The sequence below is a fragment of the Mucilaginibacter sp. OK098 genome, assembly GCF_900142915.1.
Classification (GTDB): Bacteria; Bacteroidota; Bacteroidia; order Sphingobacteriales; family Sphingobacteriaceae; genus Mucilaginibacter.
Map to the genome: position 1 here is coordinate 238,190 of NZ_FRCM01000008.1, position 26,104 is coordinate 264,293.

Annotated in this window: 16 protein-coding genes; 8 read left to right on the forward strand and 8 right to left on the reverse strand. The window is 39.4% G+C overall.

The window, feature by feature from the left end; genetic code table 11:
* Positions 1-5: 5 nt before the first annotated feature.
* Positions 6-599 (reverse strand): GIN domain-containing protein, encoded by a 594-nt coding sequence (locus BUE31_RS25370; RefSeq protein ID WP_073406668.1) that lies wholly within the window; start codon positions 597-599, stop codon positions 6-8.
* Positions 600-909: 310 nt separating this feature from the next.
* On the opposite strand from BUE31_RS25370, the gene BUE31_RS25375 reads away from it, so the two are divergent.
* A complete protein-coding gene (locus tag BUE31_RS25375) occupies positions 910-1,776 on the forward strand; it encodes a DUF6515 family protein (protein WP_143167257.1) in 867 nt (288 codons plus the stop codon).
* A 119-nt stretch (positions 1,777-1,895) separates the two neighbouring features.
* Here BUE31_RS25375 and BUE31_RS25380 read toward each other — a convergent pair whose 3' ends face one another.
* Entirely contained in the window at positions 1,896-2,501 is a 606-nt protein-coding gene (locus BUE31_RS25380; protein ID WP_073406670.1) for a GIN domain-containing protein, read from the reverse strand.
* Between the two features lie 292 nt (positions 2,502-2,793).
* On the opposite strand from BUE31_RS25380, the gene BUE31_RS25385 reads away from it, so the two are divergent.
* On the forward strand, positions 2,794-3,312 hold the full coding sequence (locus BUE31_RS25385; RefSeq protein WP_073406671.1) for a DUF892 family protein: 519 nt from the start codon (positions 2,794-2,796) through the stop codon (positions 3,310-3,312).
* A gap of 15 nt (positions 3,313-3,327) precedes the next feature.
* Here BUE31_RS25385 and BUE31_RS25390 read toward each other — a convergent pair whose 3' ends face one another.
* The 3 genes from BUE31_RS25390 to BUE31_RS25400 form a co-directional block, all read right to left on the reverse strand.
* Positions 3,328-4,239, reverse strand: coding sequence for a DUF6624 domain-containing protein (locus BUE31_RS25390; RefSeq protein WP_073406672.1), 912 nt, complete (start codon positions 4,237-4,239; stop codon positions 3,328-3,330).
* A gap of 192 nt (positions 4,240-4,431) precedes the next feature.
* Positions 4,432-5,025 carry a GIN domain-containing protein gene (locus BUE31_RS25395; RefSeq protein WP_073406673.1) on the reverse strand — a complete coding sequence of 198 codons (594 nt, stop codon included), beginning with the start codon at positions 5,023-5,025 and terminating at the stop codon, positions 4,432-4,434.
* Between the two features lie 583 nt (positions 5,026-5,608).
* Positions 5,609-7,504: a RecQ family ATP-dependent DNA helicase gene (locus BUE31_RS25400; RefSeq protein ID WP_073406674.1), complete on the reverse strand. Its 1,896-nt coding sequence runs from the start codon at positions 7,502-7,504 to the stop codon at positions 5,609-5,611.
* A 154-nt stretch (positions 7,505-7,658) separates the two neighbouring features.
* Here BUE31_RS25400 and BUE31_RS25405 point away from each other — a divergent pair, with 154 nt between their 5' ends.
* Complete coding sequence (locus BUE31_RS25405) at positions 7,659-10,889, forward strand: amidohydrolase family protein (protein WP_073406675.1); 3,231 nt, start codon at positions 7,659-7,661, stop codon at positions 10,887-10,889.
* A gap of 145 nt (positions 10,890-11,034) precedes the next feature.
* On the opposite strand, the gene BUE31_RS25410 is transcribed toward BUE31_RS25405, so the two are convergent.
* Positions 11,035-12,171: an alpha/beta hydrolase-fold protein gene (locus BUE31_RS25410; protein WP_073406676.1), complete on the reverse strand. Its 1,137-nt coding sequence runs from the start codon at positions 12,169-12,171 to the stop codon at positions 11,035-11,037.
* A 346-nt stretch (positions 12,172-12,517) separates the two neighbouring features.
* Here BUE31_RS25410 and BUE31_RS25415 point away from each other — a divergent pair, with 346 nt between their 5' ends.
* The 3 genes from BUE31_RS25415 to BUE31_RS25425 all read left to right on the forward strand — a co-directional run bounded on the left by BUE31_RS25415 (position 12,518) and on the right by BUE31_RS25425 (position 18,374).
* A complete protein-coding gene (locus BUE31_RS25415; protein WP_073406778.1) occupies positions 12,518-15,577 on the forward strand; it encodes a SusC/RagA family TonB-linked outer membrane protein in 3,060 nt (1,019 codons plus the stop codon).
* A 28-nt stretch (positions 15,578-15,605) separates the two neighbouring features.
* On the forward strand, positions 15,606-17,222 hold the full coding sequence (locus tag BUE31_RS25420; protein ID WP_073406677.1) for a RagB/SusD family nutrient uptake outer membrane protein: 1,617 nt from the start codon (positions 15,606-15,608) through the stop codon (positions 17,220-17,222).
* Between the two features lie 63 nt (positions 17,223-17,285).
* Positions 17,286-18,374, forward strand: a complete 1,089-nt coding sequence (locus tag BUE31_RS25425) for a SusE domain-containing protein (protein ID WP_073406678.1) — start codon at positions 17,286-17,288, stop codon at positions 18,372-18,374.
* Positions 18,375-18,594: 220 nt separating this feature from the next.
* Here the strand turns inward: BUE31_RS25425 and BUE31_RS25430 are convergent, their stop codons facing one another.
* A complete protein-coding gene (locus BUE31_RS25430; RefSeq protein WP_073406679.1) occupies positions 18,595-19,881 on the reverse strand; it encodes a citrate synthase in 1,287 nt (428 codons plus the stop codon).
* A 155-nt stretch (positions 19,882-20,036) separates the two neighbouring features.
* Between BUE31_RS25430 and BUE31_RS25435 the strand changes: the two genes are divergently transcribed.
* Positions 20,037-23,300, forward strand: coding sequence for a PAS domain-containing hybrid sensor histidine kinase/response regulator (locus tag BUE31_RS25435; RefSeq protein WP_159440744.1), 3,264 nt, complete (start codon positions 20,037-20,039; stop codon positions 23,298-23,300).
* 147 nt (positions 23,301-23,447) lie between these two features.
* Here BUE31_RS25435 and BUE31_RS25440 read toward each other — a convergent pair whose 3' ends face one another.
* Positions 23,448-24,695 carry an ABC transporter permease gene (locus BUE31_RS25440; protein ID WP_073406681.1) on the reverse strand — a complete coding sequence of 416 codons (1,248 nt, stop codon included), beginning with the start codon at positions 24,693-24,695 and terminating at the stop codon, positions 23,448-23,450.
* A 311-nt stretch (positions 24,696-25,006) separates the two neighbouring features.
* Between BUE31_RS25440 and queA the strand changes: the two genes are divergently transcribed.
* Positions 25,007-26,056 carry a tRNA preQ1(34) S-adenosylmethionine ribosyltransferase-isomerase QueA gene (gene queA / locus BUE31_RS25445; protein WP_073406682.1) on the forward strand — a complete coding sequence of 350 codons (1,050 nt, stop codon included), beginning with the start codon at positions 25,007-25,009 and terminating at the stop codon, positions 26,054-26,056.
* The last annotated feature ends 48 nt before the right edge of the window (positions 26,057-26,104 follow it).

The following is a 26,104-nucleotide window of genomic DNA, read 5'->3' on the forward strand; positions in this document are numbered from 1 at the left end:
AATTATTATAGATCAGTAAGGTCATTATTGATAGCGATTTTGTTTTCGCGGTAGTGAACTGCTGTAAAGTTTTTGCTTTGTACGTTTGAATCTAAGTCCCTGTTAAGGTTTAACTCAGTTGCTGAACCATTTAAATCGGCTTTCGCGTTATCTTTTACGGTAACGTTTGCACTGTAAGCATCTAAGTTTAATTTGGCTGAAGCGTTATCATGCAGGTCAACATCAAACTCAATTTTTGAGATCTTACCAAATGATTTTACTTCGGCATTGTCATAAGCAGAGATTGAACGAAGATCGTTTGCGCTTACCCAAACCACCAATTTTTCAGCTTTGTATGAGGTGATGCGGAGTACGCCATTTTTGCTTTGTACCAAAGCGCTTTCTGAATAATATTTGTTGTAAACTTTCACCTGGTCTGACGATGCGTCAGAAACATATAGCTCAACATTTCCGTGAACTTCTATTTTGTTGATGGCGCTGATATCGGTTAAAACAGTGTAAGTGTTGTTATCGTTTTTTGCAGTGGCTGCGTAAGTTGAATTTGCTATTCCTGACACTAAAACTAAGGCTGAGAATATGGTTAAAATTGCGGTTTTCATGATCTTTATATTTTGATTGTCAATTAATTATATCTTCTAAATTTTAAATACAACTATATGACGATCACAGATTTGAAACGTTACAACAATATGCCCTGTATTAGGTGTGGAGGCGGTTTTGTTCGGTAAATGCGGAAATTTTGTCGGTGAAAATGTGAGGAAAATATTGTGCTATAAATAAGTTACATAGCCGGTAACGCTTTTAATGATAATGTTACCGACATTTATATAAGCATAAGCAATTTAAAGGCGCTATTTCCTAAATAGATCTCTGCAAACTGCTGTGAAAAACATCTTAAACTTTTAGCATATGAAAAAAACACCATCACGATTGCTCACGGTAATTTTACTAACGGCTACATTCATCATGATCTTTGATCCCGTTTTTGCCGCTTTCTTACAAGATAAACGCCCAGCAACAAGACCGAGCAATACGCAACGCCCCCCTGCTAATCGGCCACCCGGTAACGGGCAGCGTCCTCCGGGTAACGGGCAACGTCCCCCGGCCAACAGACCACCAGGTAATGGACAGCGTCCACCAGGTAACGGACAACGTCCGCCCAGTAACAGGCCGCCAGTTAGCAGGCCGCCGACCCACAGGCCACCAACAGGACACAGGCCGGGCCATAGACCGGGCCACAGGCCACCAACTGGACACAGGCCGCCTATTTACAGACCGCAACGCCCCGTATTTATTCATCGCCCGCCACGTTACTCCTACCGCTATCACCCTTACAGGCCTTATAGCTGGGGCCCGTCATGGCATCCGCTGGGCTTCTTTGTGGCAGCACTTGCAACAACCGCAGTAATTATTGCTATAAATAATCAGCAATATCAATATGATAACGGTGTGTATTATCAATCCACAACCGGCGGTTACAAAGTTGTTGCGGCTCCGCTTGGTGCAACTGTTAATGTTTTACCATCCGGCTACAGCGTTATACAACTGGAAGGTGCAAGCTATTATTATTACGGAGGTGATTATTACATTAGGAACAGCGATAGCTACCAGGTAGTGGCTCCGCCTGTTGGAGCTTTTGTAACCAGTTTGCCGGATGGCGCTTCTGAAACCACGGTTAACGGCAATCAATACCTGTATTACAACGGAACTTACTATCAGCCCGTTTCTGCTGACGGACAGAACGGTTATGAAGTAGTGGATATGCAGGAGCAATAATTTCAACAAAAAAAGATTGGTCAACTTTAAAAAGTTGACCAATCTTTTAAAACAAAAAAGCCACCTGCATCAAAACAAGTGGCCCTCAAAATATATGTTGAACTTTTGCAAAAGTCGAATTAAAGATTGGCAAGATCATCGCTGATGGCAACAGGTAAGCCAATTCTGTTGTCTTTAAAATGAGTAGCTGTAAAGTTGCTGCTGTTTATAGTTGCTGAAACATTACGGATTAAGCTATACCTATCTGCTGAACCGCTGATATCAGCTTTTGCATTATCCTTTACAGTAACGTTTGCACTGTAGGCCTCTAAATTTAGTTTGGCTGAAGCATTATCATGCAGGTCAATATCAAACTCAATTTTTGAGATGTTACCAAATGATTTTACTTCGGCATTATCATAAGCAGAGATTGAACGAAGGTCGTTTGCACTAACCCAAACTATCAATTTTTCAGCTTTGTATGAGGTGATGCGGAGTACGCCATTTTTGCTTTGTACCAAGGCGCTTTCTGAATAATATTTGTTGTAAACTTTCACCTGGTCAGACGATGCATCAGAAACATATAGTTCAACATTTCCGTGAACTTCTATTTTATTGATGGCGCTGATATCGGTTAAAACTGTGTAAGTGTTGTTATCGTTTTTTACAGTGGTTGCGTAAGTTGAATTTGCTATTCCTGACACTAAAACTAAGGCTGAGAATATGGTTATGATTGCGGTTTTCATGATCTTTATATTTTGATTGTCAATTAATTATATCTTCTAAATTTTAAATACACCTATATGACGATCACAGATTACAAACGTTACAGCAATATGCCCTGTATTAGGTGTAGAGGCGGTTTTGTTCGGTGAATACGGAAATTTTGTCGGTGAAAATGCGGGAAAAAGTTCATGTTGGTGGTTCATAGATCATGGAGGTGTTTATGATCGATAAAATAAGCTGTAATAAAGCATACACAAAACAAACAAGAGTGTTAAATGTAATTGTATCTGTAAAACTTAGAGACTAAAGCATATGACAAATAAACCTGTCCGTTCCCATACAATACATTTAGGCGACACACGTTTACTCAAATTTTTTACTGATAACCTTGACAAGATCTATTGCGCCAAAAAACATATGGTAGATCGTTTTCCTGAAATTGCTAACGAGGCCCATTTTTCGGATCTGAACCTCGCAATTATGGAAACAGTGGATGATGTAAAAAAACAGATCATCCGCATGGATGAGATCTATCAAATTTTAGGCGCCAAAAATTCTGTAGCAGGTTGTTCCGGGTTGGCAGGAATGATAGAGGAAGCTTTTACAGCAATCAGCGAGCAAAAGGATGATACGGCCCTAAGAGATATGTCAATCCTGTTTTACCTGCAAAATATTGAAAGCGTTGAAGTGGCATCCTTCCAGGTGCTGCAAATGATGGCGGTAAAAATGAAAAATTCTGAAATACTTCAATTACTAAAAGAAAACCTGGATGAGGCTAAGGACGACCGGATGCTCCTGCTGCTGATAACCGCTAAATATGTTGCGAGTTAAGCAAAAATGTATCTATTATTTATAGTCATCAGGAAGCACCAGGCCTTGTTCCCTGCTTTTGCTGAGTGGCGGTAAAAAAATCTCGGCCCTTAGTTTATCTACGTTGCTAATATCTTTTATACTGGTTATTACCCGCGCTTTCTTTTTAGCATCATATTCCCAATAAGTGCCAAATACCTGGCTTTTAAATTTTGTATAATTATACCTGTCAACAATCAGCGCATAATAAATCGGTGGGAAATTACCCTTTAAAACCTGCTGTTTAATAAGCGGCGCAAATAGCGCCATATCCTGTGCGTCATTAATTCCGTCCAAAGGGATATGAAGCATTAAGGTAAATAAACTGGCAACTGCCTCATTTCCTATCTCCTTGTATCCGGGGAACCCTATCTTTTTTACAATTTCTTTTAGTTCATCCGTATTTGCAGAGTCAATTTCACTCCCGGCAGATTCAAATATCTTTAAGTCAATTTTCCTTGCTCCATACAGATCTCTTATCGCCTGGTCTCTTTCCAGCATTTGGAAAACTTCGATCATTTGATCGGGATATTCGATATTTGAATAATAGATCTTTCTTGCTTTTTGGTAGCGCAGATCAAAATTTGTTTTTGCTAAATATCCTTTAATCAGTGTATCACTGTTCAATTGATCAATAGCAACTCCCTTAACAACAGCTTTATAAATATAGTCATCCGTTTTTTTAAGGTTATTAAATTTCAAATAGATAAAGGCTAAATTTCTATCAATAAATCCATCTGTACTATTTAGTTGTTCTGCCTTAATGTATAGAGGTAAGGCCTTTGCAAACTCACCTTTTTGTTTCAGAGAATCTGCTTCCCCGGTTGTTTGATAATAAGCGCGTATTTGCTGAGCATGGCTATTAAATACAAGAGTGATGAAAAACAATAAGGTTAAAATCCGGATCATACTGCTATAAAATAAGGTTGTAATTTACTCCTTAGTTTATAACACTGAATGTATTTAACCTATTTTAACAAACTTGCTTTCAATAACCGGAAGGTTGTTAAACATTTTTTAAAATTGATATAAAACAAAAAAGCTACCTGTTTAAAACAGATAGCTCCCGTAATATATGTTGAACTTTTGCAAAAGTCAGATTTACATATTGATCAATTCATTGTTGATCTCAGCAGCGAATGACACTTTATTTTCGTTATAATGAGCAGCTGTAAAGTTGTTGCTTTTTACATTCGACTCAATATCCCTGTTAAGGTTTAATTCAGTAGCCGAACCTTTTAAATCAGCTTTAGCATTATCTTTTACAGTTACACTTGCACTGTAAGCATCTAAGTTTAACCTTGCTTCAGCATTATCGTGTAAGTCAACGTTAAATTCAATTTTTGAGATCTTACCGAAAGTTTTCACTTCAGCATTGTCATAAGCAGAGATTGAACGAAGGTCATTTGCACTTACCCAAACTACTAATTTTTCATTTTTGTAAGATGTGATCCGCAACACGCCATTTTTGTTTTGAATAAGGGCGCTTTCTGAATAATATTTGTTGTAAACTTTTACCTGGTCAGACGATGCATCAGAAACATAAAGCTCAACATTTCCGTGAACTTCTATTTTGTTGATAGCACTGATGTCATTTAATACGGTGTAGGCATCTATATTAGCAGCAAAGGTTGAGGTTGTTAATCCTAATACAATAACTAACATTGTAATTACGGATAAAATTTTGGTTTTCATTTTTTTATTTATTATTATTGTGACTCTAAATATGTTGTACTCTTCTATTTTTGAAATACAACCATAAGACGGCATCTATTTTAAAACGTTACAGTAAAACTTTACTTAATAGACCAACGCCTTATTTTCGTCTGCAAAAGTGCACTTTTTATCCACGAAATTTCTCATCTTAGTGTAATTATTACACCTACTGAATTCATAGACATTATAGAGCTAATAATAATTTAAATATCTAATTATCAGCCATTTAATAAATATCCAATAACTCCCAACCTGTTTTCAATCACCGATGATCAGTTCTCTGCTTGTAAATTTGATTTTTTTGGCGGCGTAAAATTGGTTGGAGGTCGCAATTTTTTTTGTGCAGTTCTGCTTTTTTTAGAAGTGATCAAACTTACGAAGTTTTGAAAACTTCGTAAGTTTGTTAATATTCATAAGATTTTTGCTTAGGCAAACTCAAAGAAATAATTAAGATGATGGTGATCGCAGTTTTTTTCCGCAGTTCTGCTTTTAAAAGTGGTTAAACTTACGAAGTTTTGAAAACTTCGTAAGTTTTTCGGAGGATGGATGATCTTAAATTGACTTACCCAATCACCAGCTTCTCCCCTGCAAACTTTATCTTACCCGCATCCAGCAATAGCCTTATAGTGTCTATCCGCTCCTTCTCTGTTCCGCTTTTTGCAGCTGTTACAAGCGATGCAAGGTCATGTGGGGAAGTACTTAGCAGCGTAACAAGCTCATTGGTGATATCGTCATAAATTTCTTCAGCGTTTGTTTGTCGCTTTTCGTCAAGACAAACATCACATACACCGCATTTGTCAGCATTAAGCTCATCAAAATAAGTAAGCAGCTGCTGACTGCGGCATTGTTTATGCTCCGCATAAGCAAATACGGCCTCCATTTTTTTGCGGTAAGTGGCCTTGCGCTCCTCGATTACTTTTTTGTTGATGTATAACGCATCGTTATGCTGGCGGGGCTTTAACCAGGTAACCTGTGGCATATCAGTTTGTTGCTGGTAGCTTAATATCTTATATTCATTCAACTGCTTTAAGCCTTCAATTACCTGCTGCGCATTCATACCTGCACGACGCGCCAGATCAAACTCCCTGATGCGGACATAATTGTCGAATGAGCCGCCGTATGAACGCAATATGGTTTTTATAAATGGGTCCCAACCCGGGTTTTGGATCTGGAAATTATACAATTCTTCATTCTGTACGTCAAACTTAAACCGCGACGGCAAAAAAACACTTTCATTAAATGAAAGGTATTCGTCAAGCTCCAAAAACTTAAGCGCATTTATGGTTTTTATGCTATCCAGCTTAAAGCGGCTGCAAAAATCGCCAAGGTCAAGGTCAAGACTGATCCCCTCGCCTGCCTCGTAAGCCAGATGGTAATAATTAGCCAGGTAATGGTAAACCTGCTTAATTTCAGGTATGGTTGGGAAGCTCAGCTCAAATTTCTTTTCCTGCTTTAGCCTGTCGGCATAATTATATAATAATACACCATAGGCTTTTTGTTCGTCCCGCCCCGCCCTTCCGGCTTCCTGGTAATAAGCCTCCAGGCTTTCGGGCAGATCCTTATGGATCACAAACCTTACATCCGGCTTGTCAATCCCCATCCCGAATGCATTGGTAGCCACAATTATCTGGGTGCGGTTGGTTTTCCAGCTTTCCTGCTTTTTTGATCGCAGGCCTGATTCCAATCCGGCGTGATAAAAGTCGGCCTTTATGCCATTATTTGTATAAAACTTTGCTATTTCGGCAGTTTCCTTGCGGGTGCGCACATAAACAATCCCACTACCCTTTACGCCTTTAGCTATATCCAGCAGCTTGCGAAACTTATCTTCTGTATTTTGAACCACATAGCTGATGTTTTTACGCTCAAAACTTTTTTGAAAAACAACCGGGTTCTTAAATAGTAGCTTTTGCTGAATATCTTCCCTTACTTCAGCAGTTGCTGTGGCGGTAAGCGCTAAAACAGGCACATCAGGATGCAGTTCTCTTAAATCTGCAATATGCAGATATGGCGGCCTGAAATCATACCCCCATTGCGAAATACAGTGCGCCTCATCAACGGCTATCAAATTCACCTTCATGTATTTGATCCGCTCGCGTACCAGTTCAGACAACAAACGCTCAGGCGACAGGTACAAAAACTTCACCTCGCCATAAATACAATTATCAAGCGCAATATCAATCTCACGTTTGCCCATGCCTGAAACTATAGACACTGCTTCAATACCTTTAGCCCTTAGGGTTTCAACCTGGTCTTTCATCAAAGCGATCAGCGGGGATACAACAATACAGATCCCCTCCTTTGCCAGCGCCGGCACCTGGAAACATACCGACTTACCGCCACCGGTTGGCAATAACGCAAGTGTGTCACTCCCCAATAAAACAGATTTGATGATCTCCTCCTGCATAGGCCGGAAGCTATCATGATTCCAATACTGTTTTAATATTTCCTGTAGTGTCATGTCGGATTTCGGATGTTCGATTTCGGATTTAAATATGATTTATTAATATTCGAATTTATGGGTTGTAAAGATAATCCCGAATTTGTTTAATAAATCATGCTTATCCTTAAAATCCCATAAATCGTGTAAATTCGCGGCATAATATCCTGCACACATGAAAGCTATTTACACTGCTCTTATATTCTTATCTCTTTCCCTTAGTTTATCAGCCCAAAAATGGAACGTGGAAAACCCTCCCGGCCCATCCAAAAAGGTAACCATAACAACCGATGAAGGCACCTGGATGAACCTGGATGTTAGTCCTGATGGTAAAACAATAGTTTTTGATTTATTGGGTGATATTTACAGCATGCCGGTTACCGGCGGTAAGGCTGCCCTGCTTGCGGGTGGCAAAGCATGGGAGGTTCAGCCCCGCTTTAGTCCGGATGGTAAATCAATCTCCTATACCAGCGATAAAGAAGGCGGCGATAATATCTGGATAATGAATAGCGATGGTGGTGGCAAGCATTTCATTACCAAAGAAAACTTCCGCTTATTAAACAATGCATCATGGACTCCTGACGGGCAATTTTTGGTTGCGCGGAAACATTTTACGGGTACTCGGTCATTGGGCGCAGGCGAAATGTGGCTTTATCATAAAACAGGTGGCGATGGCATTCAGCTTACCAAACGTAAAAATGACCAGCAGGATGCAGGTGAGCCAATAGTTTCGCCGGATGGTAAATTTATTTACTGGAGCGAGGATGTTACCCCCGGCCCGAATTTTGAGTATAATAAAGACCCTAACAAAGGCATTTATGCCATACAAAGATTAAACCGCCAAACAGGTAATATCGAAACGGTAACCGGTGGCGCTGGTGGTGCTTGTCGTCCGCAGATCTCGCCCGATGGTAAGCTACTGGCTTTTGTGAAGCGGGTAAGGTTAAAATCAGTATTGTTTATTCAAAATTTAAATACGGGCGAAGAATGGCCTGTTTATGACGGACTTTCGCATGATCAGCAGGAAACATGGGCGGTATTTGGCGTGTATCCAAATTTCAACTGGACACCAAATAGTAATAACCTTATATTTTATGCAAAAGGAAAGATCTGGAATTTAGATATTACTTCGCTTAACACAACGCAAATTCCTTTTGAGGTTACTTCAACACAATCCATCACCGATGCGCTTCATTTTCAGCAAAAGGTTTTCCAGGATGAATTTCCGGTAAAGATGATCCGCCAGCTAACTACATCTCCTGATGGAAAGGTTGTTGCTTTTAATGCCGCAGGTTATATTTATATTAAAGGCTTGCCCGATGGCAGACCTACAAGAATAACCGCCACTAACGATTTTGAATATGAACCGGCTTTTAGTCCTGATGGCAAATCATTGATTTATGTTAATTGGACCGATGAGCTAAAGGCATCTATAAATAAAATAGACCTTACTACCTGCCAGGTAACCCGCCTTACTGCCGAAAAAGGCTATTACTACTCACCCAAATTTTCGAACAAGGGCGATAAAATAATTTTTAGAAAAGGTGAAGGAAATGGAACATCCGGCTATGCTTTTGGTAAAAACCCGGGCATTTACGTTATGCCTGCCAACGGTGGTACACCAAAAATGATCATTGATAATGGCATTTACCCGCAATATTCTACTGATGATTCCAGGATCTATTATCAAAGTGAAGAAGGCGATAAAAAAGCCTATAAAGCAATGGATACAACCGGGGCCAACCAGCAAACGCTGTATACCTCAAAGTATACCACACAGTTTAACCCAAGCCCTGATGGCAAATGGATGGCGTTTACGGAACTGTTTAACTGTTATATAACACCAATGATCTATACAGGCAGTCCACAGGACCTGTCAGCAGCAAATAAAGCTGTCCCACTTGACAAGCTTACCCGCGATGCAGGTACTTACCTCCATTGGAGCAAAGACAGCCAGAAATTAATGTGGACGCTTGGACCTAAATATTTTGTACGCGATATCCGCAGTGCCTTTCCTTTTATTGACGGTGCCGACAAAACCCCGGCAATAGATACAGCAGGAACCGATATCAACCTAAAACTAAAAACGGATATTCCGAATGGGGTAATTGCGTTTAAAAATGCGCGGATAATTACCATGAAGGGCGATGAAGTAATTGAGCGTGGCACAATCATCATTAATCAAAATAAGATCTCTGCAATCGGCAAATCAACCGAGATCGCTGTACCTGATAGCGCTAAAGTTTATGACATGAGCGGTAAAACCATTATGCCGGGCATTGTAGATGTGCACGGGCATTTGGGAACCAGCCCTGATGGCATCTCGCCGCAGCAGGATTGGCGATACTATGCAAACCTGGCTTTTGGTGTAACTACGGCTCATGACCCATCAAGCAATACGGAGATGGTTTTTAGCCAAAATGAGATGCTAAAGGCCGGCAACATGGTTGGCCCAAGGGTTTACTCAACCGGTACTATATTATATGGAGCTGACGGCGACTTTAAAGCCGTAATAAACAGCCTTGACGATGCGCTTTCAAATATCCGAAGGTTAAAAGCGGTAGGCGCATTCTCGGTAAAAAGCTATAACCAGCCCCGCCGCGAGCAACGCCAACAGGTTATTGAAGCTGCGCGCCAGCTGCAAATGGAGGTTGTGCCCGAAGGTGGCTCAACATTTTTCACCAATATGAATATGATTTTAGACGGGCATACCGGCATTGAGCATAATATACCCGTTTGGCCTGTTTATAAGGATGTAAAAACACTTTGGAATGCCAGCAAAACCGGCTATACGCCTACTCTTATAGTAAGTTATGGAACCCAGTTTGGCGAAAACTTTTGGTATGACCGTACCGAGGTTTGGAAAAACGAACACCTGCTAAGTTTTACGCCACAGGCAATTGTTGATGCCCGCTCAAGGCGCAGAAGTACTGCCGAATATGGCGATTACGGACATATTGAAGTATCAAAATATGTAAAGCAGATTGCAGACGGCGGCACAAAGGTTAATTTAGGCGCACACGGGCAATTACAGGGCCTTGGCGCACACTGGGAGCTATGGATGCTTACTCAAGGTGGTATGACGCCTATTCAGGCTATCAGATGCGCTACAATTAATGGAGCATCCTACCTGGGCATGGATAAAGAGATTGGTTCCTTAGAGTTAGGCAAGCTGGCTGACTTGATCATATTGAATGATAATCCACTGGATGATATCCGTAATAGCGAAAAAATAAAATATGTAATGGTTAACGGCCGCTTATACGATGCTGACTCTATGAATGAAATTGGCAACCGCGAAAAACCAAGACAGCGCTTTTGGTGGCAACTAAACCGTGGCGCCATATCCGATCTGCCAGTTGGTAATACAGAAACGTATTTGTTTACCACGCAGGATGGGGATTGATGTGCGAATTTTGAATGTGCGGATGTGCGAATTTAATGCGGAGTGCGGATTGTTGAATGCGGATTGATTAAGTCCGGAAGATAAAAGCATGGTGATGTCTAACGATAATGTCTGGCATCTTCTCATTTTCTTTCGGACTTTCGGACTACTTCACGAGCCACTCATAAAACCCAGGAAAATCGCCGTTCCATTGTTTTTCGTTGTGGCCGGCACCCTTTATAATTACAACGGGTGAGTTTTGTTCATCTTTTATTTTATTGCGGATAATAGCTGCCATCTTTTGCATATCGGCCACCATGCTGTCACTTTCGGCATTACCGCAAACAAAATAGAACCTTGATTTCGTTGGCAACTTTTGTTGCTGTGCATATTGGTAAATTTCTGGCGCTATCCAAAATGCAGGGGAAAATATGCCTGCGTTACCAAATACGCCAGGGTATTTTAGCGCAGCATACATGGAGATCAGCCCGCCCATTGAGCTGCCAGCAACTGTTGTATTAGCAGGATCTCTTTCGGTGCGATAATGTCCGTCGATATATGGTTTAAGAGTTTTTACCATAAAATCAACATAATCATTGCCCCTGCCCTTTCCATATTTTGAATCATAAGGATCATATTCCGTTATCCGGTAATCACCGCCATGATCAATCCCAACCACAATGCATTCCTTTTGACCGGCAAGCTTGTCGAGTATCTCATCAATACCCCATTCGCCATAGCCCGAAGTGTAGTTATCAAACAGATTTTGCCCATCGTGCATATATATTACCGGGAATTTCTTTTTTGATGATTGATAATCTGCAGGCAAATAGATCCATACCCTTCGTTCCCTCCCCAATTGCGGCATTTCAAATTTTTCACTGATAATATGCACCTGCGGACTTGCGGTATGTGCCTTGGGTTGCGCCGCAAAATTATCCTGCCAGCCTTCAATATTCATTACTATTGCGGTATCATTTAAAATGGTAACACTGCGGTTATCAATAGGTTTGCCAAGCCTGGTGCATTCAACTGTTTGCCAACTGCCGCGGGTTATTTTAAAGTGGTAAATACCTTTTGGCAAATCCTTTAAAAGGCGGTAAGATCCTGAGCCATCCGGGGTCATTTCCCAGGCTTTATCAGCAGCGCTCCAACCGTTAAAATCTCCTGCTAAAAAAAGGTGCTCGTCAGCCCTTTTTAAAGGGCTTAAATTACCTGTTTTAAAGGCTATTTTTTGCTGCCCAAATAACAAAAAACTTTGGCCCAAAAGCAAAAACGCGCAGAAAATATTTTTTTTCTTCATTATTAATTGTAGAGTAAACAGTTATTTTCCGGGAACGTTCCCGGAAATGTATTTCATATTAGTAAAATTGTTAGTTGTGTAATTTTTACACTTAACAAAATTTAAAACTACGTTTTCTCACAAAATTATAGGTAAAAATTTAAATAGTATCAAAGCAAGAACCTCCATTTCAATGTTTCTTTAAGGTTAAATCAACCCCAATAAAACTCATTAAAATTATCTTTTACATAATATTTGCATTTATTACTTCTAAGTGTAAATTAGAAACGTGCTGTTTCAGCAAAAATAACAAACCAATTGTACCCGGCATATAATGCCCTTAATTAATTTAAAAAATAAGAAGTATATGAGAAAAAATTACTCAAAAAAGTATGTACTCCTATGCGCATTTCTGATGATGTCAGTTATTGCATTTGCGCAAACAGGCGGCATAAAAGGTAAGGTGATTGATGAAACCAATCTTGCCCTGCCTGGAGCATCCGTTAGCATTGATGGAACCACTATGGGAGCAACCACCGATGCTAATGGCAATTATAACATTACCGGTTTAAAACCCGGCAATTATTCAATTACTGCCAAATTTTTAGGCTATATAGCTTTTCAAAAAAGCGTTACTGTAGGCAGCAATTCAGTAATTACTGTTGATTTTGCTTTAGAACCGCAAAATACCAACTTAAATGAAGTTGTTGTTATTGGTTACGGTACGCAAAAAAGCAAGGATCTTACCGGTTCAATTGCTACTGTTACTGCAAAAGATTTTAACCAGGGTGCTGTAACTACCCCGGAGCAATTAATCCAGGGCAAAGTTGCTGGCGTATCTATTATATCAAACAGTGGAGCTCCTGGCTCAGGTAGTACTATCCGCATTCGTGGTGGTGCATCAGTGAACGGAAGCAATGCGCCTTTGATTATCCTTGACGGTGTTCCGCTTGCTGAATCAAAGAATCCTGATGGCACAGTAAAAATTTCCGGCATTTCTGATCCGTTAAGCTTAATTAACCCTAACGATATCGAAAGTTTCTCCATATTAAAAGATGCTTCTGCTGCTGCTATTTATGGAAACAGGGCTTCAAATGGTGTAATCATCATAACAACAAAAAAAGGTAAATCGGGCAAACCTGTTATTGATTTCAGTACGCAATTTTCTGTTTCAAAATTAACTAAAGAAGCACCTGTACTTTCGCCATCCCAATACCGTGCTTACATAAATGCAAATGATACTACTTCTGACAAGAGGTATGTTAAATTAATGGGGAATGCCAATACCGACTGGCAGAAAGAAATTTATCAAACCGCAGTAAGCACCGATAACAATTTAAGTGTTTCGGGTACTACCGGTAAGTTACCATACCGTGTTTCTGTTGGGTATACTGATCAGAACGGGATCTTAAAAACAACCTCATTGCAACGGTATACCGGCAATATTAACCTTAGCCCCAGTTTATTTACCGATCACTTAAAGATCAATTTTAACTTAAAGGGCGTAGAAGCAAAACAAAGATTTGCTGATGAAGGTGGCGTTATTGGTTCTGCGGTAAACTTTAATCCAACCGTTCCGGTTACATCAGGCGATGCTGCCTTTGCCCCATATGGCGGCTATTGGCAATGGACTGATCCAAACAATACCCCAAGCGGACTTAAAGGCTTGGCCCCTCGTAACCCTTTAGCTATGTTAGAGCAAAGGAATAACCGAAGCACAGTTTATCGTACAATTGCCAGCCTGGCTATGGATTACAAATTCCATTTTTTTCCCGATCTGCATGCTAACGTAAACTTATCATATGACGGTGCAAAAGGCACAGGGCATGATGTAATACAACCAAATGCAGCAACTAACTATGATATTCTGCAAGATGGTACTTATCACAGCGGCTACAACAGCCAGTATAAATCAACCAATCAAAATAAGCTTTTTGAAGGTTTTTTAAGCTATTTTAAAGATATTAAAAGCATAAAAAGCCATGTGGATGTAATAGCCGGTTATTCATGGCAGGATTTTAAAGATGTTAACTTCAGTTATCTGAACCATTTTAGTGACGGCACAGTTATTAATACTTCGTTATTTAATTATCCATATTTTATTAATGAATACCAGTTAACATCATTATATGGAAGGTTAAACTACAACTACGACCAAAAATATTACTTAACAGCCAGTTTGCGTAGTGATGTTTCAACCAAATTTGCACCAGGCATCCGTACAGGAAATTTCCCTGCGGTAGCTTTGGCCTGGAAAATTAATAACGAGGATTTCCTGAAAGGCAATACAACTGTTTCAACGCTTAAATTACGTTTGGAATATGGCCAGACAGGTAACCAGGAAGGTATTAATGATTATGAGTATCTGTCGCAATATAGCCTGAGCACATCAACAGCTCAATATCAATTTGGCAATAACAAGTATTATCAGCTATACCGTCCAGGTGGTTATTATCCTGGCAGAACTTGGGAAAGAACTAATTCAAGCAATGCAGGCCTTGATTTTGGCTTCCTTAACGACCGCATTACCGGTTCTGTTGATTATTACTACAGAAAAACTAAAAACTTGCTTGTACTTATTGGGCAACCTGCGGGGACCAATTTCAGCAATCAGATTGTTGGTAACGTTGGTGAAATGACCGATCAAGGTGTTGAATTTAACATTACCGGGAAAATAATTGATCAGCAAAGTGTCTCATGGACAGCCGGTTTTAATGTTACTTACAACAAAAACAAAATCACCAATTTAACTACCATACCTAATCCAAATTATCCGGGTATCCAGGTTGGCGGCATTTCTGGCGGTACCGGTAACTTTATCCAAATTGATCAGCCAGGGTACGCCCGTAATACATTTTACGATTATCAGCAGGTTTACGGCGCAAATGGAAAACCTATTGATGGTGTATTTGTGGACCAAAATGGCGATGGTATAATAAATGATAAAGACCGCCTTCATGATCATAGCCCTGATCCTAAAGCATATTTCGGCTTAAACTCTGATTTCAGATATCAAAAATGGAATTTAGGCTTTGTAGCGCGCGCCAGCCTGGGTAACTATGTTTACAATAACGTAGCATCAAATACCGGCGTTCAGCGTAACTTCCTAAATCCTATAGGTATAATCAATAACGGCTCAAGCAGCGTATTAACCAGCGGTTTGACCGGTAATAGCGATAAAGATGTATTATCAGATTACTATGTTCAGAATGCTTCCTTTTTTAGGATGGATAACATACACCTGGGGTATAACTTCGGTAAAGTGTTCAACGGAGCCGGCGATTTAAGGATAAGTGCAAACGTGCAGAATGTATTTATTATCACACAGTATAAAGGCGTTGACCCTGAAATCTCAAACGGCCTGGATAACAATTTTTATCCACGGCCAAGGACGTACGTGTTAGGCTTAAATCTGTCAGTAAAATAATTAGACATTCATTGTTAAAGAAATTAATATGAAAAGGAATTCATTAAAAATTTTATTAGTCACCGCTACTATAGGCGTTGGGTTAATATCGTGCAATAAAAATAAAATTCTTGCACCAAACTACCAGGTAACTTCCGAAAAGGTGTACAGCACCGCACTGGGTTACAAAGAATCATTAGCAAAGGTTTACGGAAGTATGGCTCTTACCGGTAACCAGGGCCCATCCGGACAAGGAGATGTACAAGGGATCGATGAGGGTACATCAGACTTCTTTCGTTTACTTTGGTACGCCCAGGAACTACCTACAGACGAAGCGGTAATTGGATGGGGCGACCCTGGAGTACCCGATTTTCATGCTATGAGCTGGTCATCAGGAAACGTTGTTATGACCGGGTTATATTACAGGTCTATGTACCAGATAACCTTGTGTAATGATTTTATCCGCCAGTCTACCGATGCCGAAATATCAAAACGCGGCTTTTCAGGTGCTGATGCCGATAATATCCGTCATTACAGCGCTGAGGCTCGTTTTTTACGCGCTTACCAGTATTCCGTTATGATGGACCTGTTTGGCAATCCTCCATTCGTAACTGATGCTAATGCAGTTGGTTCAATTATTCCTCCGCAAACAGATCGTAAAACACTTTTTAACTATATTGAAGGCGAGCTAAAAGCTATTGATCCGCTATTAGCTAAACCTAAAGCAAATGAGTATGGCCGCGCAGACGAGGCTGCCGCCTGGGCATTGTTAGCACGGATCTATTTAAATGCTAAAGTATATACAGGAACTGACCGCTATACAGATGCTATTACCTATGCCAAAAAAGTTATAGAAACCGGTGGTTATACGCTTATAGATAAGTATGATAACTTAATGACCGCCGATAACGAAAATAATAGCAATGAATTTATTTTAACAATTAACTATAATGGTGCAAAAACACAGGGCTACGGAGGTACAACCTTTTTAACTCACGCGGCTTGTGGCGGATCCATCCCTACTACTTTATTTGGTGTTGATAGCCAGTGGGCAGGTATCAGAACAACAAGCAGTTTGGTTAGTTTATTCCCGGCAAATACATCGGATGTATTTCCTAATAATGGTAACCCTGATACAAGGGCTGAATTCTGGACAAAGGGACAAAACCTGGCTATTAATGATATAACTTCATTTAATGACGGTTATGCGGTTACTAAATTCAGAAACGTAAATGCAGATGGTTCGGCACCTTCAACAACAGCTTTCTCTGACGTTGATATGCCAATATTCCGTTTAGCTGAACAATATCTTATTTACGCTGAAGCAGTTACAAGAGGCGGCACTGGCGGTGATGCAGCAACGGCTTTAAGCTATATTAATACCTTACGCAAACGTGCTTATTCAGGCAGCACAAGCGGCAATATTACCCAGGGCCAGTTAACTACCGATTTTATTTTGGATGAAAGAGCGCGTGAGTTGTTTTGGGAAGGTTTCCGCCGTACAGATCTTATCCGTTATGGAAAGTTTACAGGCGGTACCTATTTATGGCCATTTAAAGGTGGAGTAAAGAACGGGACCAGTGTGCCTGATTTTCGTAACCTGTACGCAATTCCGGATCAGGACCGTGCGGTTAATCCTAATTTAAAGCAAAACGCCGGTTATTAATACAGGCTCAAATTATTCAGATTATAATACCTGATTTAGGTTAAAATCAATAAAAACATTAAAATGAAAAAAGTATTAACAAAATTTTTAGCATTGAGCAGCATTGGGCTGCTCATGCTATCGGCCTGTAAAAAAGATGGTAGTTTGGTAACTACAAACGGGGGTAAACCAGGAGCCCTAAGCGCGTCAGCAACAACATTAGTATTGGATAAAACAAAACTTACCGATACGTCAAAGGTTATGACTTTTACTTTCACACAACCTGATTTTGGTTATAACGCAGCCGTAACTAATACCTTGCAAATAGATGCCGTGGGTGATAATTGGGCAAAACCCGCCTCGGTAACAATAGGTATTAAAAAGGGCGTACAAGGTTATTCAACTGCTGATTTTAACACATTATTGTTGAAATTAAATTTAGTTGGTGGCGTTACTTCGCAAGTACAGGTACGTGTTCAGCATTCTTTAGGTGCCGGTTCTACACCTATATATTCAAATGTGCTTTCACTTACTGTTACACCGTTCAATTTAACATCTTTCTTATACACTGTGGGCGCATACCAGGGATGGGATATTAGTCACCAGGATAGTTTGCTGTCAGCTACAAGCAATGGTATTTACATTGGTGTATTAAACTTTACTGCCGGCAATAACCAGTTTTTGATAGTGCCGGGTAGAAACAGCTATGATAACAAATATGCAACTAACGATCCTCAAAATGCTACAAGCAGTACAGTAGCGGTTGGCGGACCTAATAACTTATTTGCTCCGGCTACCCCGGGCTTTTATACAGTAACGCTTAACATTAATGCAAAAACCATTTCATTTACACCGTTTACGGCATATTACAGCGTGATAGGTGATGGCGCTAAAGGATGGAGTGACGGTGATGATGTGGATATGAAATCTGCCAATGATGGCACTGGATTATGGACTATTACGCTTCCATTAGTTTCTACAGGTTCAATTAAAGTCAGGAAAAGTCACGCTTGGGCCATTGGTTATGGGATTCCTAAAACTGGGGCAGATGGTAAAACGTTAGCATCTACAGACGACAACAATATTCCTGTACCCACTTCAGGCACCTACAAAATAACTTTCCTGCCAACAGCAGACGATAAGACAGCCGCTTATACTTTAATAAAACAATAAAACAGAGTTGATTGGGATTGATTAAAAGGCCCGCCTGGTTAAAACCAGCGGGCTTTTTTTTGGCCGCTGATTTTTAATGTTTAACTTGATTTCGCCGATTAATGAACCAAATATTAAAAAATGACTAATGACTTAATGACCAATGATATTCCCCGAAACAAAAAATGGTTCACAATTCATTACCATGAACTATGAACCATCAATTATGAACCCAAAAGAACTACCTGTTCTTTATATCAACATACTCCCTGTTAACAGCGCCTACATAGATCTGGCGCGGGCGACCAATAGGCTCTTTGTTTTCCTTCATTTCCTTCCACTGTGCAATCCACCCTGGCATGCGGCCTAATGCGAATAATACGGTAAACATATCAGTAGGAAAACCAAGCGCCCGGTAAATAATACCTGAATAAAAATCAACATTTGGGTACAACTTACGCTCAACAAAGTAAGGGTCTTTCAATGCTACTTCTTCCAGCTTTTTAGCTATCGCAAGCACTTCATCGTCAATGCCCAATTTTTCTAAAATATCGTCGCACGCTTTTTTAATGATCTTTGCACGCGGATCGAAGTTTTTATATACACGGTGACCAAATCCCATTAAACGGAAAGGGTCATTTTTATCCTTTGCTTTTGCTATCCACTTATCGGTATCTCCCCCATCCTCTTTTATCTTTTCAAGCATTTCAATTACAGCCTGGTTTGCTCCGCCATGCAGCGGGCCCCATAATGCAGAGATCCCTGCAGAAACTGATGCATAAATATTTGACTCAGACGATCCTACGATACGTACAGTTGAGGTTGAGCAGTTTTGCTCATGATCTGCGTGTAATATCAGCAGTGTATTCATTGCGCTAACAATTACCGGGTCGATCTCAATTTGTTCTGTACGCTGCCCAAAGGTCATATACAGGAAATTGGTTACATAATCGTATTTATTCTGAGGGTAAATAAGCGGATGCCCCAATGATTTTTTATAGATCCATGAAACAACGGTTGCCATTTTAGCAAGCATTTTAATAATGCTTAAATGAAGCTCTTCTTCTGTTTGTAATGATTTTAATGATTCAGGGTAAAAAGCTGATAAAGCACACACCAATGATGACAGCTGACCCATTGGATGCGCTTTTGACGGAAAACCATCAAAAAACTTTTTCATATCCTCATGTACAAGGGTATGCCTGCTTATTTCGTATTGAAAATTGCTCAATTCCTTTTCAGTGGGCAGCTCACCATGAATAAGCAAATAGGCAACTTCAATAAAACTTGATTTTTCGGCAAGTTCTTCTATCGGATAACCGCGGTATTTTAATATCCCAAGTTCACCATCTAAAAAAGTAATTGCGCTTTTTGTAGCACCTGTGTTTTTGTAGCCGGTATCAAATGTTACGTAACCGGATTGGTCCCTTAATTTTGAGATATCAATAGCTTTTTCACCTTCGGTACCCTCAATTACGGGAAGATCATAAGTTTTATCGCCAATTTTTAATTGTGCTGTCTCCGACATAGGAAAATATTTTATTTGCAACAAATGTAATTAAATCTGCGTATTAATAACCCTTAAGATGATTGACAATTTGTAAAATTTTCATGCCTTATCTTCTTAATTTATGCCATTTTTTTAAAAACACCACCTATAACCGATCTAAAAAAACAATTAGTATGTCCATAAGAAGCAGGCTGCTTTTATTTATACAAAGTGATAATACCATTTACCAATTATTATTAATCGGGCTATTCATTGCAAGCCCTTCGCTTCATTACTTGTGTTTTTATAATTCATTTGATCCTTTGTGGCTGCGTTTAATCAGCAGTACGCTTTGCTTGACAGCACTTGGTTTTTCATTCCATTCCTCAAAATTGCTTAGCGTAGCAAGCCGGTATTTAACCATTATCTCTTTTTTAGTAATTAATAACGGCCTTTTATTAAGTAAAAACGGGTTTGAACATGTTTACCTGTTTAGCTCAATAACCATTTTTATAGCGTTAACCCTGTTTTGCAAAAAAAAGTGGGAATTTGCAGCAATATGCTTTCTTAATTTACTTACCACTGTTATAGCATATATTACTGCTCCAAAGCCATATATATCCATAACGGTACTGGTGCTTTTACTGTTAACATTTACATTTATTGCTTCCGTATCGTTTTTAGTTATGACGGCTTATCAGCTAAGGTTTAAAAAAGCGCTGTGCAATGTTATCGACTTGAATAAAAGCCTGTTGGTTAATGATGAGGAATTGCGCCAGAGCGGTAAAAAACTTGATGCGCTTATTAACTCATTAAACGATGTAATTTTTGAATTTGATGAAAATAAAATTTGTTTGAATACCTGGTTCAGCAGAATTGAAGGACGGGTAATTGACCCAGAAACGTGCATCGGTAAAAAACTGAGCGAGGTTTTAGGCGAGGAAAAGGCTAAAAAGTTTGATGATGCAATGGATTATGTAATAAAGCATCGTGAACCAATTTCAATAACTTATCCTTCTGATTTTGGAACAGGACACTGGTTTGTTGCCAGGCTGGTACCGGTATATGACAGGAGCGGAAATTATACTTCGAGGATCTCTGCATCAGTTAGCGATATATCTGAACAGAAAAAATATGCCGATGCCTTAAAAGAGAATGAAAATTTATTGCTTGAAGCACAATCAATTGCTAAAATAGGGAATTGGTATTTTGACCTTGCAACCAGGGAGACATTTTGGTCTGAAAGCTTATTTAAAATTTTAGAGGTTGAAAGCATACCGGAAAATATAGAAAAGTTTGAATATTATTTAAGCCTTATTCATCCGGATGACCGTGAAGCTGCTTATACTTATTTTACAAATATTCATAAAATTGGCGAAGTTGAATTTGAGCATAAATTAATCACCCCGGGTAGTACGTTAAAGTATATAAAAGTATTAAAGGGCGAGCTCTTAAAAGATAGCGAAGGCAATATAAAACGCATTATTGGTATTTTACAGGATGTTACTGAAACCAAACTATCAGAAAAGAAAATAAAAGTTAGTCAGTCGGAGTTATTAGAAGCCCAGGTTATAGCCAAAATAGGAAACTGGAAATGGGATATCACCTTAAATAAACTAACATGGAGCGACGAGATTAACAACATTTTCGAAATTGATCAAAAATCCACCAACGAAAATAGTTTTATCAAATTATTGGTAAAACACGCCCACCCTAATGACAGGCATATTCTTAAAAAGCATTTAAAAGATATTTCAAACATCGCCAATACATCATACCAATACCGGATAATTACAACAAGCGGAAATGTTAAGTACCTGAGTATTATTGTTGGTAAATTATTACGGCGCGATGATGGTTCTGTCCGTAAAGTTATTGGCACCATACAGGATATAACAGACCGTAAACAGGCTGAAATAGATTACCAGAGAACTGAAAATAAATATAAGCTGGTATTAGAAACCATTAAGCTGCCGGCAATATCTGTTGACAAACATGGCGATCTGATTTTTTGCAATAAGTTTATGTGTCATATACTCGGTTATGATCAAAGCGAAATATTGGGTTTAAACTGGTTAGAAAAATTTTTACCGGAAGATCAGAGAAATGGTTTATCAAAGTGGTTCCTCACTGGTTCTTTTGAGGCTCAATATATCAGCTCAGTAATATGCCGCAATGGCGAGCGGCGTAATATTAGCTGGCAAAATACGGTAAGCTATGATGAAAACGGCGTAATAAAAGAAGTTACCAGTATTGGAGAAGATATAACGCTTAGGCAAAGGGCAACACAAGCTTTAATTTCGGCAAAAGAGCAGGCCGAGAAGTCATCACATTTTAAATCGGAGTTTTTATCCATCATGAGCCACGAGATCAGGACGCCGATGAATGCTGTAATTGGCACTACCAACCTGCTGCTCAGTGAAAACCCCTCGCCCGAACAGCTGGAATACCTAAACATCCTCAAATTCTCGGGCGAAAACCTGTTGGCTATTATTAATGATATTTTAGATTATAATAAAATTGAGGCCGGGAAGCTGGAACTTAACTCATTGCCTTTTAATATTTTAAATCTTGCCCAAAAAATAAAGCAGTCGTTTTATGCCAGGGCGACCGAAAAAGATCTTGAAATTGATCTGTTTGTTGACAATGCCATTCCCGAATATTTAATTGGCGATCAGATAAGGCTTGGCCAGGTGTTAAATAACCTTTTAAGTAATGCCATTAAATTTACCCATAAAGGAAAAGTAAGTATTCTGCTTAATAAGGAAACAATTGATGACAACCAGGTTACGGTTAAATTTACCATTGCCGATACAGGGATTGGTATAGCAGCCGAAAACCTTGCCCTTATATTTGATCCGTTTATGCAGGAGTCGCAAAACCATGAAAATGATTATGGGGGCACAGGCTTGGGGCTTGCTATTACAAAACGTTTAATTGAACTTCACCAAAGTAATATTTCGGCAATGAGCGAGGCCGGAAAAGGAACTCAATTCTCTTTTTCCATTTCGTTTAACATAAGCAAACAAATACAGATTAATGAGTTGTTATCGCCTTCTGCTAACATTAACCTTGAGCGTAGCTTACAGGGAATGCGGATCCTTGTGGTTGATGATAACAAAATGAATTTGATGATAGCGTCAAAATTCCTTAAAAAATGGCAGGTGGAAGTTGACGAAGCCATTAGTGGTGATCTTGCCATTGATATGGTTAAAGACAATAACTATGATCTGATCATAATGGACCTTCAGATGCCCGTAATGGATGGCTTTCAAACAACACGGATAATAAGAAGAACAAACCCTGATATCCCGGTTATAGCTTTAACCGCCGATGCTATGCCCGAAACCCATAATAAGGCCCTGGCCGCCGGAATGTGCGGTTATTTAACCAAACCATTTGTGCCTGATACATTATTTGAAAAGATAGCAGGCTTTTATGCTGCAGTTGAGAGTTAGTTGATGGAAGTAGTTGATTGGGTTGATTAAGTTGGATTAGGTTGATTGAGTTAAAAAAACGCTCAACATTAACCATACACAACCACTCACTTAATAAACCCACCCTTCCTAATCTTTCGGACTTCCGGACTTTACTGACTTTCTGACTTAATTACTCCTTATCGCCTCAACAGGGTCAAGCCGGGCAGCAAAATAAGCCGGAATAATTCCTGATATTATGCCAATGCCGATTGAAAGGCTAACTCCAAAAATTATATTTGAAATATCAAGCACAACCTGTATATCAGCAGCCGCTTTTACTGCTGCGGTGGCCCCAAAAACCATACTTAGTCCAATTATTCCCCCCATTAAACATAAAACTACTGATTCGATCAAAAACTGTAGCAATATGAAGTAATTTTTAGCGCCCAATGATTTTTGGATCCCTATTATGTTGGTACGTTCCTTAACAGAAACAAACATAATATTGGCAATACCAAAGCCTCCAACTAGAATTGAGAAAAGCCCGATAACAAAACCAACCTTTTTCAATACACCAAAAACAATATCCAGTTGGTTGGAGAGTATGGTGGTTTTATTTAGAGCAAAATTATCTTCTATCCCCGGCCCTAAGCGCCGGATGGAACGCATTAAGCCCCTTACTTCGCTTTCAACTTCCAGGTCGCTAATTCCGTTTTTACCGCGCACAACTATCTGGGGGTTGTAGTTTGCATTTTGCACATCAAGAACATTTTTTGCAAAGTTTAAAGGCAGCAGGATCTCTTTATCGTCAGAAATTCCTAAAATATCATTTCCCTCCTTTTTAAAAACGCCTATTACGGTAATATTTCTGCCCATTATTTTCAATTGCTTACCTACTGCCCCGCCATCGGGGAAAAGATCAGTAGCAATATCGTGGCCAATTACGGTAACCGGACTGCCCGCACGCGATTCCATTTCAGTAAAATAACGTCCGTTTTCAAAATCAAAGTTCCATGTTTTATCATGGTCGTGCGATGTAGCGTCAATTTGTGCACCATCAACCGTATTACTTTGATATTTTACAATGCGGTTATCAATACTTATTTCATATGAAATTGCTAAAGCTGTTTGGCTGCGTTTCTGCAGCTCATCGTATTCCCTCAATTTAGGAGTGGGGCGTTGCAGATATTTCCACCATGGTGAGTCTTCATTATTTACCCAGGGCCATTTTTGGATGTAAATACTGTTGCTGCCCAACTTATTTACACTTTTTTGCAGGTTGTTCTTCAAGGTATCAACAGCCGAAAAAACGGAGATGATGGTAAAGATCCCGATAGTAACACCAAGCAATGACAGAAAAGTACGCAGCTTGTTTTGCCTTAACGCATCATAGGCAAATAGAAAGCTTTCTCTGAAAAGTTTTAAAAATATCATAGTATAATGATTATGCAGCTTATAGTATTGATTTCACCTATTACCGGGTGATTTCACTTATTAAAAACTTTGATTACACTAATTATAAAGCGCGATACCAAGGTTTGATAATTTTAGACCATTCAATTGCAATTAAGTTACAATATTTCAAACTATTATTAAAAATTGGTGTAATAATAAACAATCGTTGAAATCATATTTAAAGTAACCGGCATAATCATTTAATATTCAATCAGTGCAATCATTTTACAATCGGTTAAATCAAAAATATTTCCGTACATTTGCGCCCTTGAAAATTCATATCTTTTAGCATGAAATTATCTCAATTTAAATTCAATCTGCCCGAGTCATTAGTTGCCCACACCCCTGCGGGCATTCGCGACGAAGCAAAATTAATGGTTTTACACCGCGATTCAGGCAAAATTGAGCACAAAATATTCAAAGATGTGTTGGATTATTTTGATGATAAGGATGTAATGATCCTTAATAACACAAAAGTATTTCCAGCCCGTATGTACGGTAATAAAGAAAAAACTGGCGCAACCATCGAAGTTTTTTTATTACGCGAATTAAATAAGGAATTAAGGTTATGGGACGTTTTGGTTGATCCCGCCCGTAAGATCCGCGTAGGCAACAAATTATATTTTGGTGATGATGACCTTTTAATTGCCGAGGTAGTTGATAATACAACGTCACGTGGCCGTACCATCCGCTTTTTGTTTGATGGTACAGACGAAGAATTCCGCAGAAATGTGGAGATCTTAGGCGAAACCCCGCTGCCAAAATATATAAAACGTAAAGCAACCAGCGAAGATAAAGAGCGTTACCAAACCATATTTGCAAAACACGAAGGTGCGGTTGCAGCTCCTACAGCAGGTTTACACTTTAGCCGCGAGCTGATGAAACGCCTTGAGCTTAAAGGCATTGAATTTGCAGAAGTTACGCTTCATGTAGGCTTAGGCACATTTCGCCCGGTAGAGGTAGAAGACCTTACCAAGCATAAAATGGATTCTGAGCAGTTTATTATTGAAGAGAAGCAGGCAAATATTGTTAATAAGGCAATTGATCGTAAAAGCCGGATCTGTGCGGTTGGTACAACATCAATGCGCGCTATTGAATCTGCAGTATCTGCAAATAAAACACTGAAATCGGCAAATGACTGGACCAGCAAATTTATTTTCCCGCCGTATGATTTTAGCATTGCCAATTCAATGATCACCAATTTCCACATGCCTGAATCAACATTATTGATGATGGTTAGTGCTTTTGGAGGCTTTGAAAATGTAATGAATGCCTACGAGGTTGCAGTAAAAGAAAAATATCGTTTTTACAGCTATGGCGACGCCATGCTGATCATCTAATTTCGGAAGTCGGAATCGATTTCGGAATTATAGAAAAAAAGGCCTCTT

Coding starts and splice junctions, on each gene's coding strand:
- BUE31_RS25370 (WP_073406668.1), bottom strand. CDS start 599: ATGAAAACCGCAATTTTAACCATATTCTCAGCCTTAGTTTTAGTGTCA.
- BUE31_RS25375 (WP_143167257.1), top strand. CDS start 910: ATGAAAAAAACACCATCACGATTGCTCACGGTAATTTTACTAACGGCT.
- BUE31_RS25380 (WP_073406670.1), bottom strand. CDS start 2,501: ATGAAAACCGCAATCATAACCATATTCTCAGCCTTAGTTTTAGTGTCA.
- BUE31_RS25385 (WP_073406671.1), top strand. CDS start 2,794: ATGACAAATAAACCTGTCCGTTCCCATACAATACATTTAGGCGACACA.
- BUE31_RS25390 (WP_073406672.1), bottom strand. CDS start 4,239: ATGATCCGGATTTTAACCTTATTGTTTTTCATCACTCTTGTATTTAAT.
- BUE31_RS25395 (WP_073406673.1), bottom strand. CDS start 5,025: ATGAAAACCAAAATTTTATCCGTAATTACAATGTTAGTTATTGTATTA.
- BUE31_RS25400 (WP_073406674.1), bottom strand. CDS start 7,504: ATGACACTACAGGAAATATTAAAACAGTATTGGAATCATGATAGCTTC.
- BUE31_RS25405 (WP_073406675.1), top strand. CDS start 7,659: ATGAAAGCTATTTACACTGCTCTTATATTCTTATCTCTTTCCCTTAGT.
- BUE31_RS25410 (WP_073406676.1), bottom strand. CDS start 12,171: ATGAAGAAAAAAAATATTTTCTGCGCGTTTTTGCTTTTGGGCCAAAGT.
- BUE31_RS25415 (WP_073406778.1), top strand. CDS start 12,518: ATGAGAAAAAATTACTCAAAAAAGTATGTACTCCTATGCGCATTTCTG.
- BUE31_RS25420 (WP_073406677.1), top strand. CDS start 15,606: ATGAAAAGGAATTCATTAAAAATTTTATTAGTCACCGCTACTATAGGC.
- BUE31_RS25425 (WP_073406678.1), top strand. CDS start 17,286: ATGAAAAAAGTATTAACAAAATTTTTAGCATTGAGCAGCATTGGGCTG.
- BUE31_RS25430 (WP_073406679.1), bottom strand. CDS start 19,881: ATGTCGGAGACAGCACAATTAAAAATTGGCGATAAAACTTATGATCTT.
- BUE31_RS25435 (WP_159440744.1), top strand. CDS start 20,037: ATGTCCATAAGAAGCAGGCTGCTTTTATTTATACAAAGTGATAATACC.
- BUE31_RS25440 (WP_073406681.1), bottom strand. CDS start 24,695: ATGATATTTTTAAAACTTTTCAGAGAAAGCTTTCTATTTGCCTATGAT.
- queA (WP_073406682.1), top strand. CDS start 25,007: ATGAAATTATCTCAATTTAAATTCAATCTGCCCGAGTCATTAGTTGCC.